Origin of the sequence: Nonomuraea indica (genome assembly GCF_002850745.1) — a bacterium.
GTDB classification, from domain to species: Bacteria; Actinomycetota; Actinomycetes; order Streptosporangiales; family Streptosporangiaceae; genus Nonomuraea; species Nonomuraea indica.
The window spans coordinates 539,119-557,870 of the sequence record NZ_KZ559468.1 but is presented as its reverse complement, the minus strand read 5'-3'; the positions used below and the strand labels follow the sequence as shown (position 1 = coordinate 557,870).

16 protein-coding genes are annotated in these 18,752 nt (G+C 73.8%); 11 read left to right on the top strand and 5 right to left on the bottom strand.

The window, feature by feature from the left end; genetic code table 11:
• Positions 1–51: 51 nt before the first annotated feature.
• On the top strand, positions 52–1,473 hold the full coding sequence (locus CXR44_RS10265) for an NAD(P)/FAD-dependent oxidoreductase (protein ID WP_425437406.1): 1,422 nt from the start codon (positions 52–54) through the stop codon (positions 1,471–1,473).
• On the opposite strand, the gene CXR44_RS10260 is transcribed toward CXR44_RS10265, so the two are convergent.
• The gene (locus CXR44_RS10260; protein WP_219601727.1) at positions 1,457–2,842 is read right to left on the bottom strand and encodes an MFS transporter; all 1,386 of its coding nucleotides are present in this window, start codon (positions 2,840–2,842) and stop codon (positions 1,457–1,459) included. The genes CXR44_RS10265 and CXR44_RS10260 overlap by 17 nt on opposite strands.
• Positions 2,843–3,109: 267 nt before the next feature.
• On the opposite strand from CXR44_RS10260, the gene CXR44_RS10255 reads away from it, so the two are divergent.
• Entirely contained in the window at positions 3,110–4,306 is a 1,197-nt protein-coding gene (locus CXR44_RS10255) for an alpha/beta hydrolase (protein WP_245899040.1), read from the top strand.
• 42 nt (positions 4,307–4,348) lie between these two features.
• A complete protein-coding gene (locus tag CXR44_RS10250) occupies positions 4,349–5,476 on the top strand; it encodes an acyltransferase family protein (protein WP_101784899.1) in 1,128 nt (375 codons plus the stop codon).
• 132 nt (positions 5,477–5,608) lie between these two features.
• Here CXR44_RS10250 and ligD read toward each other — a convergent pair whose 3' ends face one another.
• Positions 5,609–6,796, bottom strand: coding sequence for a non-homologous end-joining DNA ligase (gene ligD / locus CXR44_RS10245; RefSeq protein WP_101784897.1), 1,188 nt, complete (start codon positions 6,794–6,796; stop codon positions 5,609–5,611).
• Between the two features lie 122 nt (positions 6,797–6,918).
• Between ligD and CXR44_RS10240 the strand changes: the two genes are divergently transcribed.
• On the top strand, positions 6,919–7,530 hold the full coding sequence (locus CXR44_RS10240; protein WP_101785407.1) for a DUF4291 domain-containing protein: 612 nt from the start codon (positions 6,919–6,921) through the stop codon (positions 7,528–7,530).
• A gap of 103 nt (positions 7,531–7,633) precedes the next feature.
• Here CXR44_RS10240 and CXR44_RS10235 read toward each other — a convergent pair whose 3' ends face one another.
• Positions 7,634–8,701, bottom strand: coding sequence for a hypothetical protein (locus CXR44_RS10235; protein WP_144069917.1), 1,068 nt, complete (start codon positions 8,699–8,701; stop codon positions 7,634–7,636).
• A gap of 40 nt (positions 8,702–8,741) precedes the next feature.
• Complete coding sequence (locus tag CXR44_RS10230) at positions 8,742–10,139, bottom strand: glutamate-cysteine ligase family protein (protein WP_101784893.1); 1,398 nt, start codon at positions 10,137–10,139, stop codon at positions 8,742–8,744.
• 220 nt (positions 10,140–10,359) lie between these two features.
• Between CXR44_RS10230 and CXR44_RS10225 the strand changes: the two genes are divergently transcribed.
• From CXR44_RS10225 to polX, 3 genes are all read left to right on the top strand, one after another.
• Positions 10,360–11,391: a zinc-dependent alcohol dehydrogenase family protein gene (locus tag CXR44_RS10225; RefSeq protein ID WP_101784891.1), complete on the top strand. Its 1,032-nt coding sequence runs from the start codon at positions 10,360–10,362 to the stop codon at positions 11,389–11,391.
• Positions 11,392–11,575: 184 nt separating this feature from the next.
• Positions 11,576–12,553: an aldo/keto reductase gene (locus tag CXR44_RS10220; protein ID WP_101784889.1), complete on the top strand. Its 978-nt coding sequence runs from the start codon at positions 11,576–11,578 to the stop codon at positions 12,551–12,553.
• 52 nt (positions 12,554–12,605) lie between these two features.
• Complete coding sequence (gene polX, locus CXR44_RS10215) at positions 12,606–14,288, top strand: DNA polymerase/3'-5' exonuclease PolX (protein ID WP_101784887.1); 1,683 nt, start codon at positions 12,606–12,608, stop codon at positions 14,286–14,288.
• 40 nt (positions 14,289–14,328) lie between these two features.
• On the opposite strand, the gene CXR44_RS10210 is transcribed toward polX, so the two are convergent.
• Entirely contained in the window at positions 14,329–14,760 is a 432-nt protein-coding gene (locus CXR44_RS10210; protein ID WP_101784885.1) for an uL11 family ribosomal protein, read from the bottom strand.
• 405 nt (positions 14,761–15,165) lie between these two features.
• Between CXR44_RS10210 and CXR44_RS10205 the strand changes: the two genes are divergently transcribed.
• The 4 genes from CXR44_RS10205 to CXR44_RS40080 form a co-directional block, all read left to right on the top strand.
• Positions 15,166–15,423 (top strand): hypothetical protein, encoded by a 258-nt coding sequence (locus CXR44_RS10205; RefSeq protein WP_101784883.1) that lies wholly within the window; start codon positions 15,166–15,168, stop codon positions 15,421–15,423.
• A gap of 192 nt (positions 15,424–15,615) precedes the next feature.
• On the top strand, positions 15,616–16,479 hold the full coding sequence (locus CXR44_RS10200) for an LLM class F420-dependent oxidoreductase (protein WP_101784881.1): 864 nt from the start codon (positions 15,616–15,618) through the stop codon (positions 16,477–16,479).
• A 353-nt stretch (positions 16,480–16,832) separates the two neighbouring features.
• Positions 16,833–17,879, top strand: coding sequence for a sulfite oxidase (locus CXR44_RS10195; RefSeq protein ID WP_101784879.1), 1,047 nt, complete (start codon positions 16,833–16,835; stop codon positions 17,877–17,879).
• A gap of 145 nt (positions 17,880–18,024) precedes the next feature.
• The coding region (locus CXR44_RS40080; RefSeq protein ID WP_281260260.1) for a wax ester/triacylglycerol synthase domain-containing protein at positions 18,025–18,752 on the top strand (728 nt) is incomplete at its 3' end.

Below are 18,752 nucleotides of genomic sequence, written 5' to 3'. Positions count from 1 at the left end.
TGTCCGATTTCGTCTATTTTTCCGATGAGCCACCTGGGGAAGGTTCCTGACGTGACACGAGGCATCCCGCTGAGCGGGGACTTCGCCAATGGCGGCGTCTCCTTCTGGTACCGGCAGATCGGCCTGCCGGACCGGCGGGCGGCGCTGCCGGGCTCCCGCGCGTACGACGTGGCCATCGTCGGCGGCGGCTACACCGGGCTGTGGACGGCTTACTACCTGAAGAAGGCCGACCCCGGCCTGCGCGTGGCGATCCTGGAGAAGGAGTTCGCCGGGTTCGGGGCGTCGGGCCGCAACGGCGGCTGGCTGTCGGCCGAGTTCGCCGGGTCGCGCGAGCGCCATGCCAAGGCCCGCGGCCGGCAGGCCATGATCGACCTGCAGCGGGCGATGTTCGGCGCGGTGGACGAGGTCATCGGTGTCACCCGCGAGGAGGACGTCGACGCCGACGTGTACAAGGGCGGCGTGCTGCACGTCGCCACCAACCCGGCGCAGCGCCGCCGGTTGCGCGCGGAGGTGGCCGACCTGCGCGCCTGGGGGTACGGCGAGGACGACATGCGGCTGCTGAGCCGTGACGAGCAGCGCGAGCGCCTGCAGGTGGCGGGCACGCTGGAGGCCGCCTACTCCCCGCACTGCGCCCGCGTCCAGCCGGCCAAGCTGGCCGTCGGGCTGGCCCGCGTCGTCGCCGGGCTCGGCGTGGACGTCTTCGAGAACACCACCGTCACCGAGATCCGCCCGCGCCGGGACGGCCGGCCGGCCGAGGCCGTCACCCCGCGGGGCGTCGTGTCGGCCGAGTACGTCATCCGCGCGACCGAGGGGTTCACCGCCGGCCTGACCGGCCAGCGCCGGCAGTGGCTGCCGATGAACAGCTCCATGATCGTCACCGAGCCGCTGCCTCCCGAGGTGTGGAAGCACATCGGCTGGGCGCAGAACGAGCTGCTCGGCGACACCGCCCACGCCTACATCTACGCCCAGCGCACCGCCGACGACCGCATCGCCATCGGCGGGCGCGGCGTGCCGTACCGGTTCGGCTCGCGCACCGACGACCGGGGCGTCACCCAGGCGTCCACCGTGGCGCTGCTGTGGCGGATGCTGGTCAAGCTGTTCCCGGCGGCGGCCGACGCGCGGGTTCAGCACTCGTGGTGCGGGGTGCTCGGCGTGCCGCGCGACTGGTGCTCGACCGTGCACCTCGACCACGCCACCGGCCTCGGATGGGCGGGCGGCTACGTGGGCAGCGGCGTCACCACCGCCAACCTGGCCGGTCGGACCCTGCGGGATCTGGTGCTGCGGCACGACACCGAGCTGACCGCGCTGCCGTGGGTGGGCCGGCAGGTGCGCCAGTGGGAGCCGGAGCCGCTGCGCTGGGCCGGGGTGCACCTCATCTACACCCTGTACCGGGCCGCCGACCGGCACGAGAACGACCGGGGCACCACGACCTCGGCCTACGCCCGGCTGGCCGACCTCATCTCGGGCCGCTGACGCCGGGCCCCGCGGCCTCGGGGTGCCTGCGGCGTACCGGGGTGAACACGGCGACCGCCGCGAGGAGCAGGCAGCAGCAACCCGCGAACACGAACACCGGGCCCGTGCCGAACCGTGCCGCGCCCCAGCCGAGGGCCGCGGCGCCGACCGGGCCGAGCGAGAAGTGGATGGTCCAGAACGCCGAGGTGACCCTGCCGAGCAGGTGGTCGGGGGTCACCTGCTGACGCAGCGACATCGAGCAGATCCCGGCGACGCTGACGCAGGCGAGGTAGCAGGCCATCGCCACGGCCACACCCGCCACGCCGTCGGCGAAACCGATGCTGACGATCGCCACGCCGCCCACGGCCTGCGCGCCGATCCACGCCGGGCCGAACCCGGCGAGCCTGCGCACCCGCGCCACCAGGAACGAGCCGGTCATCGTGCCGGCGGCCGCGACGCCGAGGACGCCGCCGACGACCGTGTCGGACTGGCCCAGGTCGTGCTTGAGCCGGAAGATCACGATGTCGGTGAGCCCGAGCGTCAGGAAGATGAAGAACGACAGCAGGACGGTCAGCATCCGCAGCACCGGATGCCGCCACAGGAACACGGCCCCGGCCACCAGCTCGCGCCAGGACCGCTCCCCCGGCTCGCGGGGCACGGGGGTGCGGCGGGCGATCCGCACCAGGTAGACGCCCGCCGCGGACACCGCGAAGCTGACCGCGTTGACGGCGATCGCCGCGCTCGCCCCCCACTGACCCGCCACCACACCGGCCAGCATCGGGCCGAGGACGCCCGCCGCCGCCGCGGTCCCGTAGAGCCGGCCGTTGGCCTCGGTGACGCGCTCCTCGCCGACCAGGCTGCGGACCGTGGAGACGTACGTGACCTGGAACAGCATGCCGACGGCCGCGGCCAGGGGCAGCACCGCGTACAGCAGCCAGACGTGGACGCCGGTCAGCCAGGCGAGCGGGATCAGCGCGTACAGGACGAACCTGAGCAGGTCGCAGACGATGAGCAGCTTGCGCCGGTCGAACCTGTCGACGAGCACGCCGGCGAAGATCCCGGCGGTCACCGACGCCGCGCCTGACACGCCGGTGAGCAGGCCCATCTGGGCGACCGAGCCGGTGGCCTCCAGGATCAGCAGGGGGACGGCGATGAGCGCGAACGAGTCGCCCGCCACCGACAGGGTCTGCGCCGTCCAGAACGTCAGGAAGTTGCGGTCCCGCCACAGCGAGCGGCCGCCGTCCGGCTCGCCGGGAGGCTCACCGTGCGGCTCGCCGGGAGGCGATGCGGGCGGGGTGGCCGGTGGGGTGGCCGGTGGGGTGGCCGGTGGCGCGGGAGGCGGGGCGGCGGGTGGGGGGCTCGGCTGGTCGGTCCGTGCGTCCTCCGTCACCCGGTGTCCTCCTCGTCCGTCGTTCCCGGCGCTGATCATCGTGCGCACCGCACGGGCGGGCGTCAATCGGTTTTCGGCCCTTCGAGGCGGCTCCGCCGGGCCCACTGCGGGAGCCGCGCGGGCGGCGCCCTGCGGGCTTGCGGTTCGCCACCCGTGTAGTACCTGAGAGCCAGGCGCGAGGTGGAGCCCGCGGCGGGACGCCGGTGACGGCAGCTGATCCCTAGCTTGGCGATCACAACCGCATCCGGTACGGAAGGACCCCCACCGATGGCGCCCCAGCCGCGCGACGTCTCCCCCGGCTCACCGCCCACGGCCCGCCCCCAGGACATGTCCTCCCCCACGGAAGACCCGCCTGCCGCGCCGTCCCGCGAGGGCCGCCCGCCCGCGCCCCGGCCGCGCGGCGGCGCGGGGCGCGGGCGCCCGGGGCGGCTGCGACGAGGGGTCCTGACGACCCTGGTCGCCGCGTCGGTGGCCGTGCCGGTGGCGGGAGCCGCCCGGCCGCCGGCCGTGCCCGCCCCCGTCCCGGCGCCCGTGCAGCCGCTGCGCGCCGCCGGCCCGGCCGCTCTCGCCGACCGGTACGCCGCCTCCCGCGCCGCCGTCAGGGACGCGGAGCGGATGGCCGCCACGCACGGCCACCTGCGGCGGGCCGCCTCCCTGCACGCCATGGCCGGCCCGGCGCGCACCTTCCTGTTCTTCGACGGGCGTGACGGGGGCCGTGCCGCCGAGGTGTTCGGCGACCTGTCGCGCGCCGGGCGGGTCGCCGTCCTGGTCCCCGGCGTGGACACCAACCTCGACCGGTACGGCCGCCTCCAGGCCGGCGCGTCGGCGCTGCACCAGGAGTTGCGCGCCCGCTCCGCCTCGCTCGCCTCGGTGGCCTCCGATCAGGTCCTCCCCCACCGGCCACGCACCCCGTCCGGCACACCGGCCGCGACAGCCGCCGGCCCGGCCGCCGTCGTGGCGTGGCTGGGGTACCGGACGCCGGGCACGTTCGGGGTCGAGCAGCTGACCGCCGGACTCGCCGAGCGCGCCGCCCCCGGCCTGCGCCGTTTCGTGCGGGAGCTCCGCGCGGCACGACCCGGCGTGCGGGTCGTGCTCGTCTGCCACTCCTACGGCTCCGTGGTCTGCGCGCGGGCCGCGGCCGAGCCGGGGATCTCCGACGTCGTCCTCTACGGCAGTCCGGGCGTCGGCGCCGACCACGTCTCCGGCCTGCGGACCGGGGCCGGCGTCTGGGCGGGCCGGAGCGCGGGCGACTGGATCTCCGTGGTGCCGCACACCCGGGTGCGCCTGCCGTTCGCCGCCCTGGGGCACGGGACCGACCCGGTGTCCCCGGAGTTCGGCGCCCGCGTCTTCCCGGCGGGCGGCGGCGGCCACAGCGACTACCTGCGGCCCGGGTCCGTGGCGCTGGCGAACATCGCCCGGATCGTCCTCGGCCAGGCGACTGACGCGGGCGTGCGTCATGACTGAGCGAGGCCTCGGGCTGCGGGTCCCGGGCGGGGCGGCGGGGGCATGAGGGGCGGGACGGTGCTGCGCCGGGTGGAGGCGGCCACCCCGGCGGAGCGTGACCGGGGGCTGGACGCGTTACGGGCGCTGGCGATCGGCGGCGTGGTGCTGGGGCACTGGCTGGTGACGGCGCTGGTCTTCGACAGCGGTACGGTGCGCGCCGCGAGCCCGTTGCGCCACCTGCCGGAGCTCGCCCCCGTGTCGTGGGTGTTCCAGGCGCTGGCCGTGTTCTTCCTCGTGGGCGGCTGGGTGGGGGCGCGGGGCCAGGCCGCCGCCCAGGCGCGCGGCGAGCCGTACGGGCGGTGGCTGCGGGATCGGACGGCGCGGCTGTTCCGGCCGGTCGCGGCCGTGGTGGCGGTGTGGGCGATGGCCGCCGGAGCGATGCTGGCGTACGGTGCCGGGCCGGAGAGCGTGCGGGCACTGGTCAAGCTGGTGCTGTCGCCGATGTGGTTCCTGGTGGTCTTCGCGGTGCTGACGGCCGCCACACCGCTGGCTCGGCGGCTGCATCCGGCGGTGCCACTGGTCGTGGTGGCCTGCGTGGACGTGGCGCGGTTCGGGCTGGGCGGACCGCAGTGGCTCGGCTGGGTGAACGTGGCGGCCGCGTGGCTGGTGCCGTACTGCCTGGGCGCGGGCTGCGCCACCCGTGGCGTGCCCGCCCGTGCCGCCGGCTGGTGGTTGCTCACGGGCGGCGCAGCCGTGACCGCCGGGCTGGTGGGATGGGGCGGCTACCCGGCCGCGATGGTGGGGGTGCCGGGCGCCGCGGTGTCGAACCTGGATCCGCCGACCCTGGCGGCCGTCTCCTTCGGGCTCGCCCAGTGCGGGGCGGCCCTGCTGCTGCTCGGCCCGCTGCGGCGGCTGACGCGCCGGCCCGCCGCCTGGGCCGGGGTGGCGCTGGTGAACCTGTCGGCGATGACGGTCTTCCTGTGGCACCAGACGGCGCTGATCGCCGTCACGGCGCTCGGCCTGCTCGCGGGCGGGGCGCTGCCCGGCCTGCACACCGTCCCGGCCGACGGCGGATGGGTGCTCGCCCGGCTGGCCTGGGTGCCGGTGTTCGGGCTGGCGCTGCTCGGCTGCTGCGCCGCGTTCGGCGCGTACGAGAGGCGGCCGGACCGGAAACGTCAGGACGCGGGCTGACCCGGCCCTGCCCGGCGGCGCGGCGGACGCGATCGGCGCCACGCCCGAGGCGGCCGTCCCGGCCGGACCGACGCGGTCGGTGCCACGCCCGAGGCGGCCGTCCCAGGCGGACCCGCGGCCTGACGGGCGCGCTCAGCCGTCACCCCACGGGTCGTAGTCGACCTCCAGCGGCTCCTGCCCCGGGCGCTCCGCCTCGGGGACGTGCTGGAGGTTGACCCGGATCCGGTACCAGACGCTGCTGCGGCCGCGCATCCCGTCGACCAGCACGTCGGCCGGCTGCAGGCAGGCCGCCGCCTCGGGGTGACGGGCCTTCCACCGCTCGAAGCCGGCCATCGCCTCGTCCTTGTGCTGGGCGCGGGCGATCTCGATGACGGGCAGCGTCTGCCGGCGGCGGCCGGTGCCCTTGGGCGGCTTGGGGGCGGGGCCGAGCGTCTCGGCCAGCTCCAGCAGCCCGTCGAGGGATCCGGCGTGCAGGTCGATGTCCTCCCACGGGTCGCCGGCCTCGGCCAGCCGCTTGGGGACGGTGTCGATCGTGAACTTCTCCGGCCGACAGCCCGGCACCTCGTCCCAGGTCAGCGGGGTGGACACGCGGGCGTCGGGCACCGCGCGGACGGAGTAGGCGGAGGCGACGGTGCGGTCATAGGCGTTCTGGTTGAAGTCGACGAACACGCCGTGCCGTTCCTCCTTCCACCAGCGGCTGGTGGCCAGCTCGGGCGCCCGCCGCTCGACCTCGCGGGCGACGGCCTCGGCGGCCCTGCGCACCTCGGCGAACGGCCACCGCGGCTCGATCCGGGCGTAGACGTGGAACCCACGTGACCCGGACGTCTTGGGCCAGGCGGCGAGGCCGTGGTCGGCGAGGACCTCCCGCGCGACCTGGGCGGTGCGCAGCACGTCGGCCCACTCCACCCCCGGCACCGGATCGAGGTCGATGCGCAGCTCGTCGGGACGGGCGAGGTCGGTGGCGCGGACCGGATGCGGGTTGAGGTCGACGCAGCCCAGGTTGACCACCCACACGAGCTGGGCGAGGTCGCTGACGACGACCTCCTCGGCGCCGAGCCCGGACCGGTAGCGCAGCTCGGCCACCTCGATCCAGCCGGGGCGCTTGGCGGGCGCCCGCTTCTGGAAGAACGCCTCCTCCTCGATGCCGCGCACGAACCTCTTGAGGATCATGGGCCGGCCCGCCACCCCGCGCAGCGCCCCGTCGGCCACCGCCTGGTAGTAGCGGATCAGGTCGAGCTTGGTGTGACCGCTCCGCGGAAAGATCACCTTGTCGGGGCTGGTGACGCGGACCTGCCGCCCCGCGACCTCGATGTCGGGCATGCGCCCACCCTACGCGGAGCCCCCGACAATCCCTCGGACCCGCGACGGCGCCCGGACGGGCCGGGCGAGTCCCGGCGAAACCCGGTTGCGCTGCGGACGCGCGGTTGTCCATGCTCGGCGGGATGAGTGTCCCCCATCGGCAGATCCGCGCCGTCCACACCGGCGCGTCCATCACCGTCTACCAGGCCTACGACCCGGCCATCGCCGGGCCGGCCGTGGCCGCGCAGCGCTTCGTCCCGCCGTTCAGGCGCGAGCGGATGACCTGGATCAAACCGTCGTTCCTGTGGATGATGTACCGCTGCGGCTACGCCACCAAGCCCGGCCAGACCCGGGTCCTGGCCGTCGAGATCACCCGCGACGGGTTCGAGTGGGCGCTGGGCCACGCCTGCCCGAGCCATCCGGACGGCGCCGACCCGGCCGAGTGGAGACGGCGCCTGCGCGAGAGCCCGGTCCGCGTCCAGTGGGACCCGGAGCGGGACCCCCACCACAACCCGCTGCCGCACCGGTCGATCCAGGTGGGATTGTCGGGCGAGGCCGTCACCCGCTACCTCGACCGGTGGACCGTGTCGATCACCGACGTCACCGGCCTGGCCCGCGAGATCGGGCAGGCGGTGCGCGCCGGCCGCGACGTCACGCCCATGCTGCCCGACGAGCGCCCCTATCCCCTGCCCGAGCCGCTGGCCCGCTCGGTCGGCGCCACCGACACCGCCATCAGCGACCCGCACCTCCCGTGAAGACCCGCACCGACCCGCACCTCCCGTGAAGGCCCGCACCGACCCGCTCCGCCCGTGAAGGCCCGTACGAGGAGTCGCCGCGGCGGCGGTGGCGAGCCGCCGTTCACAGGCTCACGCCGAAGACCACCCGCTTGTTCCTGAACTCGGTCACGCTCCACAGCCGGCCTCCCTGGACGGTCAGGTCCTCGGGGCCGATCGGGAAGGGGCGGATGACCGGGTCGCCGTCGCCCTGGACGACGAGCCTGCCGTTGGTGCGGGCGTCGGCGGCCTGGCTGAGATACCAGGTGCCGCCCGACGACAGCGCGCCCTGGATCTTGGCGTGGCCGAGGACGTGGGCGTCGCGCGGGGTGCCGTCGGCCAGGGTGCCGTCCTCGGCCAGGTCCCACCGGACCACCAGGCGGTCGCGGCTCGCGTCGGCGTACTCGCCGGAGACGAGGGCGTGCGGGGCGGTGGTGCGGTCGATCGCGGCGAAGGAGAAGCGGCACCCCTCCTGGACGAGCCGCCACGCGTCCGTCTGCGGGATGACGTAGCGGTAGCCGAAGGCGTGCAGCCGCCCGGCATGGCGGCCGATCCGGGTGGGGTCGCCGAGGTCCTTCTGCGCGGTGCGCAGGTCGAGGATGTGTCGGGTGTCGAAGACACGCAGGCCGCGGAAGGTGTCGGCCACGTAGAGGAGGTCGCCGTACCAGCCGATGCCGCCGGCGTGGATGTCGAGCGGCATGTACGATCCGTCCGGTTTCGCCTCGACCAGCAGCGCGTGCTGGTACTTCAGCGAGCGGGGACTCAGGAACGTCACCCGGACGCCGCGTTCGGCCACCGGTGGCTCCGGCTTGAAGTACCAGCTCACCACGAACACCGGCACGCCCGCCGCCCCGGAGTCCTCGTCGCCGGTCAGGCCCTGCGGGTACCAGTCGGGGGTGTCCTGGTCCTTGGCGTCGAAGGCGTACCAGTCGGCGGGCCGGGGCCGCATGGCGCCCAGTGCCGCCGTCGCCCCCCTGCGCACGGCGGTCCTGTTGCCGCGGCGCAGCACCGTGGCCACGCTGACCGCGCCGATCTCGGTGGCGAGCTTGGCCGCTCCCTCCGGCAGCGTGCCCGTCGCCCGCGTCAACGCGTAGCCGGCCGTGTCCGCCGGGACCAACCCCGTCGCCGCCATCTCGCCCTCGCTTTCCGTCATGGTGGAGAGTCTGACGGCCGCGGGGCGACAATTGTTGCGACTACGGCCACATATGAACGGGAAGCCCGGAAAGGGCGTGCTCGCGGTACTCGCGCACCAACCGTTCGGAATCCCCGCCGAACCGGGCCAGCGCCTCCCGCTGCCAGGCCGCACCGGTACGGCGCAGCCGGGTCCGCTCCCGGATGATCTCCAGGGCGGTGTCCACGTCGTCGGGCACCACGCCGGCCTCCAGCAGCGCGGCCCGCGCCTCGGGCAGCAGCCGGAGCACCAGGTCGGTGGCCTGGAGCTCGCCGTCCACGCCGGGCCACGACAGCTTGGCGTCCAGACCGTGCATGGCGGCCCGGTAGAAGTTCTGGTACGTCTCGCCGAAGCGGTAGCCGGTGAGGTCGCGCTCGGCCTGCGCCAGCGTCAGCCCGAGCAGGAACGCCGCGTTGGCCGTCATGTCGGCGCAGGTCGGGCCGGCGGGCAGGGCGCGCATCTCGATCCGCAGGTGGCCGCCGCCGGCCGGGTCGTAGACGGGCCGGTTCCACTGCCACACGGTGCCCTGGTGCAGCCGCAGCTCCGAGACGTGGCGCGGGTCGTCGTTCTCCCTCAGGTCGGGCAGGATCGGGTCGTAGTCGCGCACGTACCTCTCGAACAGCTCGTACGCGCCCTCCCGCACCCAGTCCAACCCGAACGTCACCCGCCCGTCCCTGCGGTAGCGGCGCTCGATGTCGCGGTCGTCGGCCGCCTCCTCCATGAGGGCGATCCGCGTCTCCTCCCACAGGCGCCGGCCCAGGAAGAACGGCGAGTTGCCGCAGACGGCCAGCACCGGCCCGACGGCGAGCTGCGCGGCGTTGAACAGCCGGGCGAACCGGTCGGGCGGGGTGCGCAGGTGCACCTGCCAGGAGGTGTTGGCCGCCTCGAGGATCACGTCCTCGACCGACAGCTCCAGGTCCTCGATCTTGACAAGGAACGGTTCGAGGCGCAGCCGCCGGAAGCCTCGGCCCATGGCGCGGTAGCGGTTCTGGTCGCTGATGGCCTCCTTGGTGAAGTCGCCGGTGGCGAACGAGGGCAGGATCCCGATGGGCACCGCCCCGCCGCCCGCCACCGCCGCGTCCACCCTGGTCAGCGCCTCCTGGACCTCCGCCCCGATCAGCTGGAACGGCCGGCCGGCGAGCGGCACCGGGGTCAGGTTGACCTCCAGGTTGTAGCGGCCGAGCTCCAGCACCACGCGGGGGTCGCCGAGCGCCTTGCGCACCTCATCGTTTCGCGGCAACGGCCGGCCCGCCGCGTCGACGAGGACCAGCTCCAGCTCCGCGCCGATCGTCGCGGGTCCCTGGCCGAACCCGGGCTCGGCCAGCAACGCGCGCAGCACGCCCAGCTGCTCGCGGAGCCGCTCCCCGAAGCGGGTGTACTCCGCCTCGGAGAAGCGCTCCTTGTCCAGATCTTGTCCCATGCCCCCTTACTGTCCGGTGGGGCGGCCTCCACACCTCGCCGGCAGGTACGTCGTCCTGGAGGTATGCGCCGCTCAGGGCCGTCCGGCGCCCGGCGTGGCGATGCGGGATGCCGCCGGTGCCCGGCCGCGAGGACCGCGGCGCGTCCTCCGCCCGGCCCGGCGGGGCTCGCCCGGCCACCGGCCTTGCGCGAGCCGCGGGAGCTGACTCTAAGCTCGTGAGATGCGAGCCGTTGCCTTTGACCTGTTCGGTGGGGACCTCGACCTGCGCGAGCTGCCCGATCCGTCGCCCGCGCCCCACGGGGCGGTGATCAGGGTCGAGGCGACCGGGCTGTGCCGCAGCGACTGGCACGGCTGGCAGGGCCACGACCCCGACATCCGGTCCCTGCCGCACGTTCCCGGCCACGAGTTCGCCGGGGTGGTGGAGGCGGTGGGCGCCGAGGTGCGCGACTGGCTGCCCGGCGCGCGCGTGACCGTCCCGTTCGTGTGCGCGTGCGGGACGTGCGCGGCCTGCGCCGCCGGCGAGCAGCAGGTGTGCGAGCGGCAGACGCAGCCGGGCTTCTCCCACTGGGGGTCGTTCGCCGAGTTCGTGGCCGTGGACCACGCCGACGTCAACCTCGTGGCCGTGCCCGAGGACATGACGTACGCCACGGCCGCCTCGCTGGGCTGCCGTTTCGCGACGGCGTTCCGGGCGGTCGCGCAGGTCGGCGAGGTACGGCCGGGCGAGTGGGTGGCTGTGCACGGCTGCGGCGGGGTGGGCCTGTCGGCGGTGATGATCGCTTCGGCGGCGGGGGCGCGGGTGGTGGCGGTGGACGTCAGCGCCGAGGCCCTGCACCTGGCGGAGCGGATGGGCGCCACGCACTTCGTCGACGGCTCGGCGGGCGACGCCGCGGCCCAGGTGCGGGAGCTGACCAGGGGCGGCGCGCACGTGTCGCTCGACGCGCTGGGCAGCCCGCAGACGTGCGCCGCCTCGGTCGGGAGCCTGCGCCGCAGGGGCCGCCACGTGCAGGTGGGACTGCTGCCGGGCGACGCGACGCCGGTGCCGATGGGCCGGGTGATCGGGCACGAGCTGCGGCTGCTGGGCAGCCACGGCATGGCGGCCCACGCCTACCCGCCGATGATGGAGATGATCCGGGCCGGCATCCTGCACCCCGAGCAGCTCGTCACCCGCACGATCGGGCTCGGCGACGCGGGCAAGGCGCTGGCCTCGATCGGGTCCGTCCCCGGGGTCACGCTGATCAGCCCGCACCTCTGAGCGCACGTCCGGACGCGGGCGGAAGGGCGCCCTCCACGGGCGGGAGAGCGCCCACGCCACGCGCCACGTCCCCGGCCACCTGCGCGCGAGAGCGGCCGGTCCGCCTCGCCCTCGCCAAGGGACCTGATCTGTCCGCCCTGTAAAGTGTGCGATCTGGGAATCTCACCCTGATTAGGGTGGGTTCATGGAATACACACGACTTGGCGCCACCGGCCTGCAGGTCTCCCGCATCTGTCTGGGCATGATGAGCTACGGCGATCCGGACCGGCAGGAGTGGGCGCTGCCGCAGGAGCGGGCCGAGCCGATCGTCCGTCGCGCGGCCGAGGCCGGGGTGACGTTCTTCGACACCGCCGACGTCTACAGTGACGGGCAGAGCGAGGTCGTGACCGGCAAGATGCTGCGCGCGATCTTCCCCCGGCGCGAGGACTACGTGCTGGCCACGAAGGTCTACTTCCCGATGGGCGAGGGCCGCAACGACCGCGGCCTGTCGCGCAAGCACATCCACGCGGCGATCGACGCCTCGCTGCGGCGGCTCGGCACCGACTACGTGGACCTCTACCAGATCCACCGGTGGGACGACCACACGCCCATCGAGGAGACCATGGAGGCGCTGCACGAGGTGGTCAAGGCGGGTAAGGCCCGCTACCTGGGCGCCTCGTCGATGTGGGCGTGGCAGTTCGCCAAGGCCCAGCACGTGGCCCAGGTCAACGGCTGGACGCGGTTCGCGGCGATGCAGCCGCACTACAACCTGCTCTACCGCGAGGAGGAGCGGGAGATGCTGCCGCTCTGCGCCGACCAGGGCGTGGGCGTGATCCCGTGGAGTCCGCTGGCGCGTGGTGTGCTGGCCCGCGCCGGCGCGTCCGGATCGTCCGCCTCGACCGCCCGCACCGGTTCCGACCCGCGCATCGACGCCCTCTACGACCCGGACAACGACCGCGTCATCGTGGACCGGGTCGCCCAGCTGGCGCGGGAGCGGGAGCTGCCGCCGGCCCGGGTCGCGCTGGCCTGGCTGCTGCACCAGCCGACGGTGACCGCCCCGATCGTGGGCGCCACCAGGGACGCGCACGTGGACGACGCGGTCGCGGCGGTGTCGGTCGGCCTGTCGGACAAGGAGCTGGCCTTCCTCGCCGAGCCGTACCGGCCGCGCGAGGTCCGTTTCTGACAGGCGTCCCGGAGCGGCGGGAAGTGTCGGTGCCGCCTTCTAAGCTGGCCTCATGGCACGGGCAAACGAGCAGGCCGCGGCGGCGCTGCAGGAATACGCGGAGCTGTTCGCGCTGACCGGGGGCGACGCCTTCCGGGTGCGCAGCTACCAGAAGGCGGCCAAGGCGATCGCCGGCCACCCCGAGGACATCTCGGCGACGGACGTCCGCGCCGTCCCCGGCGTCGGCGAGGCGATCGCCAAGAAGATGGAGGAGTTCCTGCAGCGCGGGAGCTTCCGGCAGCTCGACGACCTGCGCGGCCGGGTGCCCGAGGGGGTGCGGCGGCTGACCCGGGTGCCGTCGCTCGGTCCCAAGACGGCGATCACGCTGTTCGAGGAGTTCGGCATCGACTCTCCCGCCGCGCTGGGCGAGGCCATCGCGGCGGGGCGCCTCGACGGGGTCAAGGGGCTCGGCCCCAAGACCCTGGCCAACCTCGCCAAGGGCGTCGAGCAGCTGGAGCAGTCGGGCCGCCGGGTGCACATCGGGGTGGCCATGGCGCTGGCCGAGCAGGTGATGGCGTCGCTGACGGCCGAGCGGGTCGCCTACGCCGGGTCGCTGCGCCGGATGAAGGACACGATCGGTGACATCGACATCCTGGCGGTGGCGCCGGTTTCGGTCATGGAGGGGTTCCGGGCGCAGCCGTACGTCGCGGAGGTCATCGCCGCGGGCGACAAGAAGACGTCCGTGCGCACCACCTCGGGGATCCAGGTCGATCTGCGCGTGGTGCCCGCCGGGTCATGGGGCGCGGCGATGCAGTACTTCACGGGCTCCAAGGAGCACAACGTCGCGATCCGGGAGATGGCCGTCAAGAAGGGGTGGAAGCTGTCGGAGTACGGCCTGTTCGAGGGTGAGCGGGTGATCGCCGCCGAGTCCGAGGAGGACATCTACGCCGCGCTCGGCATGCAGTTCGTCCCCCCGCCCATGCGGGAGGACGGCGGCGAGGTGCGGGCGGCGCTGCGCGGCGAGCTGCCCGAGCCGGTCCGGCTGGAGGACCTGCTCGGCGACCTGCACACCCACACCGACCTCACCGACGGCATCGCCTCGCTGGAGGACATGGTGGCGGCGGCCCACGCCCGCGGCTACTCCTACTACGCCGTCACCGACCACGCTCCCGACCTGGCCATGCAGCGCATGACCCTCGACAAGGCGCTGGAGCAGCGGGAGCGGCTCGCCAAGCTTCAGCAGAGCTATCCCGGCATGCGCCTGCTGCACGGCACGGAGCTCAACATCGCGCCCGACGGCTCGGTCGACTGGCCGGCCGACGTGCTGCGCGCGTTCGACGTGTGCGTCGCCTCGGTCCACTCGCACTTCGGCATGCCCCGCGACGAGATGACCCGCCGGTTCATCGCCGCCTGCGAGAATCCCTACGTCGACATCATCGGCCATCCCACCACGCGCAAGATCGGCAAGCGGGAGCCGGTGGACGCCGACTGGGACGCCGTCTTCCGCGCCGCCGCCCGCACGGGCACGGCCATGGAGATCGACTCCTACCCGGATCGGTCCGACCTGCCCGCCGACCTGGTGCGGCTGGCCAGGCACCACGGGGTGAAGTTCTCCATCGACAGCGACTCCCACGCCATCCCCCACCTGGCCCACCAGCGCTTCGGCGTCGGCATCGCCCAGCGCGCCTGGCTGACCACCGACGACGTCATCAACACCTGGCCGTTGGAGCGCCTGCTGGCGTTCCTCCGTCCCTGACGTCCACCGCCCTCCGGCACACCTCGAAAGGCCGAGCCGTTCACTCATCGGCGACGAGCACGCCCATGGACCGGGCGGTGCCCGCGACCTGGCGCATCGCCGCCTCCACGTCAGCGGTGTTGAGGTCGGGCAGCTTGCGCTCGGCGATCTCCCTCAACTGGTCCCGTGACAGCTTCGCCACGCTCTGCGTCCCCGGCCGGGCCGCGCCCCGCGCCAGGCCGAGGGTCTTGCGGATGAGGTATGCCGTGGGCGGCGTCTTGAGGCGCAGCGCGTACGTCCGGTCCTCGAAGACGGTGACCACGACGGGCACGACGTCGCCGCGCTGGGCGGCCGTGGCGGCGTCGTAGTCGAGCTTGAGCTGCCGCGTGTTGATGCCGGCGGGTCCGAGCATCTTGCCGATGTCGGTCATCGCCGCGTTGCCGGCCTCCAGCTCCAGGGTGACCTCACGGGCGATCTTCTTCTGGTTCGTCATGCGGCGGACGCTAGAACCTCACGCCGCGGCAGGGTCAAACCGTTTCCGCGCCACTTCCCACCCGGGTCCCCGACCCGCTCACGCCCCGGCCCCTCCCCCCGAACTCCCACCGGGAGCCCTCTCCACTCCGACCTGAACCCCTGGCTCCCACCGGCAAGCCCATCGAGCCCCGCATCCCGCCTCACCGAACCGGCGCCCTCCCACCCGACCAGCCGCCGAACCCCACCCCGACCATCGTGACCGTTGCTCGCCCGTCGGCATCCCGGGCCTGGAGCGCGGGCCGGCCGCCGTCAACGCCGGATTGTCCGCATTCAGATGGAAATTGGCAGGCGACCGCCTCGATCACCAACGCACCGCGCCCTAACGTGGGACGCGCTCGAAGCAGAGATCGGCGGAGGGGACCAGATGATCGTGAAGACGACGGCACGGCTCGCGGTGTCGGCGGCGGTGGCCGTGGGCACCCTGACGTTCACCGTGGGCGCCGCGGCCGCGGCGACCTCACCGGTGACCGCACTCGGCTCGTGGTACGTCGCGGCGACGTACCCCAACACGGCGCAGGGGTGGCGTGACTGCGGCAACGCCACGGTCAACGTCTACAAGGGGCACTGCAAGCTCGACAGCGAGACCGGCCTGTACGTCAACCTCTGGGGGTATCGCGCCTGACGTCCGTACGCACGTGGCCGCGTCCGTGCGACGACATCGCCGCCGTCACGTTCACCTGGCGTGAGTGTGGGATAATCATGACCACGGAGCCCTCTCGGCCCGGCGCGCACAGCCCGGGCGAGAGGGTTTTTTCATGCCCGCCCTACCGCGACGACGCGCCCCGCGGCGGCACCTCACCCTCTGGGAGTCTCGATGAAGCTCGGTCTGACCTGCCCCCGTTACACCTGGCCCGGCGGTGACGCCGCGATAGCCGAACGGTTCGCCGCCGTCGCCCGCGGCGCGGACGAGGCCGGGCTGCACAGCCTGTGGGTGATGGACCATCTCTTCCAGATCCCCAACTTCGGCTCCGTGACCGATCCCATGCTGGAGGCGTACGGCGCGCTGTCGTACGCCGCCGCCCTCACCAGTCGTGTCACCCTGGGAGCACTGGTGACCTGCGCCGTCCACCGCGAGCCGGGGATGCTGGTGAAGCAGGTCAGCACCCTGGACGCGCTCTCCGGCGGCCGTGCGGTGCTCGGCATCGGGGCGGGGTGGTACGAGGAGGAGTCGCGGGGGCTCGGCCTGCGCTTCCCGCCGCTGGCGGAGCGGTTCGAGCGGCTGGAGGAGACCCTGCGGATCGCCCGGCAGATGTGGAGCGACGAGGACAAGCCGTACGAGGGACGCCACTACCGGCTGGGCCGGACGCTGAACGCGCCGCAGGGTCGCCCGCCCATCCTGATCGGCGGCAGCGGGGAGACGAAGACGCTCCGGCTCGTCGCCGAGTACGCCGACGCCTGCAACCTGCTGCACGGGGCCGACGTCCGCCACAAGCTCGGCGTGCTGCGCGCGCACTGCGAGCGGCTCGGACGGCCGTACGAGGAGATCGAGAAGACTCTGCACATGCGGATCCCGGCCGGTGAGAGCGTCTCGGAGAGCGCCGAGCGCTGCGCCGGCCTGGCCGGCCTGGGCATCGACCACGTCATCGTCGCCGTTCCGGACGCGGCCGACGACAGGTGGCTGGCCCATGTGGCCGACCTGGCCGACCGGGTCTCCGCCGTCGTCCCGGCCGGTCGCTGAGCGAGGGCTCGACAGGCGGTGCGGCCGGGCCCGGCCGGCCCGGTCCAGGCCGGCCGGGCCGGGCCCGGCCGTCCTGGACCGGGCCGACGTCACCGACGTCGTGGACCGGGGTGAGCGCTCCCGGCGCGCCTGGGGTTCCGGCGCTCGGGATCGGACGGGGCGGGGACCGGGTAGGGAGAAACCAGGGAGTGGCTCCGCGGTGTTGGTTGTCCGAGAGGGGCGGACATGTCCTGGCCTGGGGAGATCGAGGAAGCGGCCCTCTCGGGCGCCGGGAGATCCGTGTGCGGTGGGAGGTGGATCGGCGGGCCCCGCCGTGATTACATGGTTTTCAAGTAGGAAATGAAGGAGGAGGCATGAAGCAGGTCACGGCGTCCATCGTCAAGCCGCTGCCGGATCACCTGTTCATCCGGCACGACGGAAACGCGGAGATGCGCTGGGAGGCCATGGCCGGTCTCGGCTACCACACGCCGATCGACCGCTTCTTCGTACGCAACCACACCACCACCCCGCGGATCGACGCCGACGCGTGGCGGCTGCGCCTGCACGGGCCCGGAGTGCGATGTCCGGCCGTGCACGACTACGCCGACCTGAGGGCCATGCCGTCGCGGACGATCGACGTCGCGATCGAGTGCACCGGGAACGGGCGGCGGTTCTACGGGACGCAGCAGCACGACCCGGCGCCCGGCACCCCGTGGGGTCTGGGCGCCATCGGGGTGGCCCGCTGGCGCGGAGTGCCCCTGGCGCACCTGCTGAGGCAGGCCGGACTCCGGCCCGACGCCGTGGACGTGGTGGCGCAGGGGCTCGACGCGCCGTTCGAGCAGTACGGGCATGTCCGCCGCCCGCTGCCCGTGGCCAAGGCCATGGAGGACGTCCTCGTCGCCTACGAGATGAACGGCCGGCCGCTGCCGCCCGACCATGGGTTCCCGGCCCGCCTCGTGGTGCCGGGATGGGCCGGAATCGCGTCGATCAAATGGCTCGGCGACCTGGCCGTGACCACGTCCGCGGCCGTCACGCCGTGGAACACCGTCTTCTACCGCGACATCACCGTGCAGCCGGTGCGAAGCGCCTTCGAGCTCGCCTGGGATTCCACCCTCGTCGCCGGGCGCCCGTACGTGCTGCGCGGCAGGTCGTGGTCCGGGCGGGGACACATCGTGAAGGTGGAGGTGAGCTTCGACGGCGGGCTCACCTGGCGCGAGGCCGAGCTACACGGCCGGCACCTGGTCGGCGCCTGGACACGCTGGCACGTCACCTGGGTGCCGCCTCGCCGGGGACCGCACGTCCTGATGGCGATGGCGACCGACGAGACGGGCGCGACGCAGCCGCTCGTCGCACCGCGTCATCCGCTGGGCTACGACTTCGACGCGGTCGTCCGGCATCCCGTTCAGGTCGTCGAATGGTGAAGAATCGCACCAGATGCGGCGTGGGGCGCGGAGCAGGAGAATAGTTTCCCGAAAGGCGTGGAATACATCCGCAGGTCTCCCGCCGAAACCAGTGCCGACATGGTCGCGCGTGATGCCGACCGGCACACCCAGCGAGGGGGAGCGAATGCGCCAGCTGACCGCGCTCGACGCCCAGTTCCTCCATGTCGAGTGCGCGACCACGACCGCGCACGTGGCGGGTCTGGCGATCCTCGACCCCGCCGACGGCTCCGTCAGCCGGGAGTCGCTGGCCGCGCTGCTCCGGCAACGGATCCACCTGTCCCCCGCGCTGTTCCTCCGGCTGGCGCCGGTGCCGTGGGGTCTGGACCGTCCGTACTGGATGGCCGGGCCGGCTCCGGACATCGACGACCACCTGTTCGAGACGGTGCTTCCGGCACCGGGCGACCACCGGCGGCTCGCCGAGGAGGTGGCCCGCATCCACGCGCGCCGGCTGGACCGGACGCGGCCGCTGTGGGAGATGCACCTGATCCGGGGGCTGGCCGGCGGCCTGGTCGCCGTCTACACGAAGGTGCACCACGCGGCGATCGACGGCGTCTCGGGCGCCGAGACCCTGGCCGCCCTGCTGGACCTCACCCCCACGCCGCGCCGCCCCGTTCCCCCACCCGCCGGCACAACCCCGGCCGCAGGACCGGACGGGACGCGCTCCGGAAAGGTCGGCGGGCCGCAGCCGACGACCGGCGAGAGGCCCGGGGACGACAACGCGCCGCAGCCGACGACCGACCAGAGGGCCGGGGACGCCAGCACGCCGATGGTCGGTCGTCAGAGGGCTGGGGACGCCGACGCGCCGGATCCGACGACCGACGAGAGGCCCGGGGACGCCGGCACGCCGCAGCC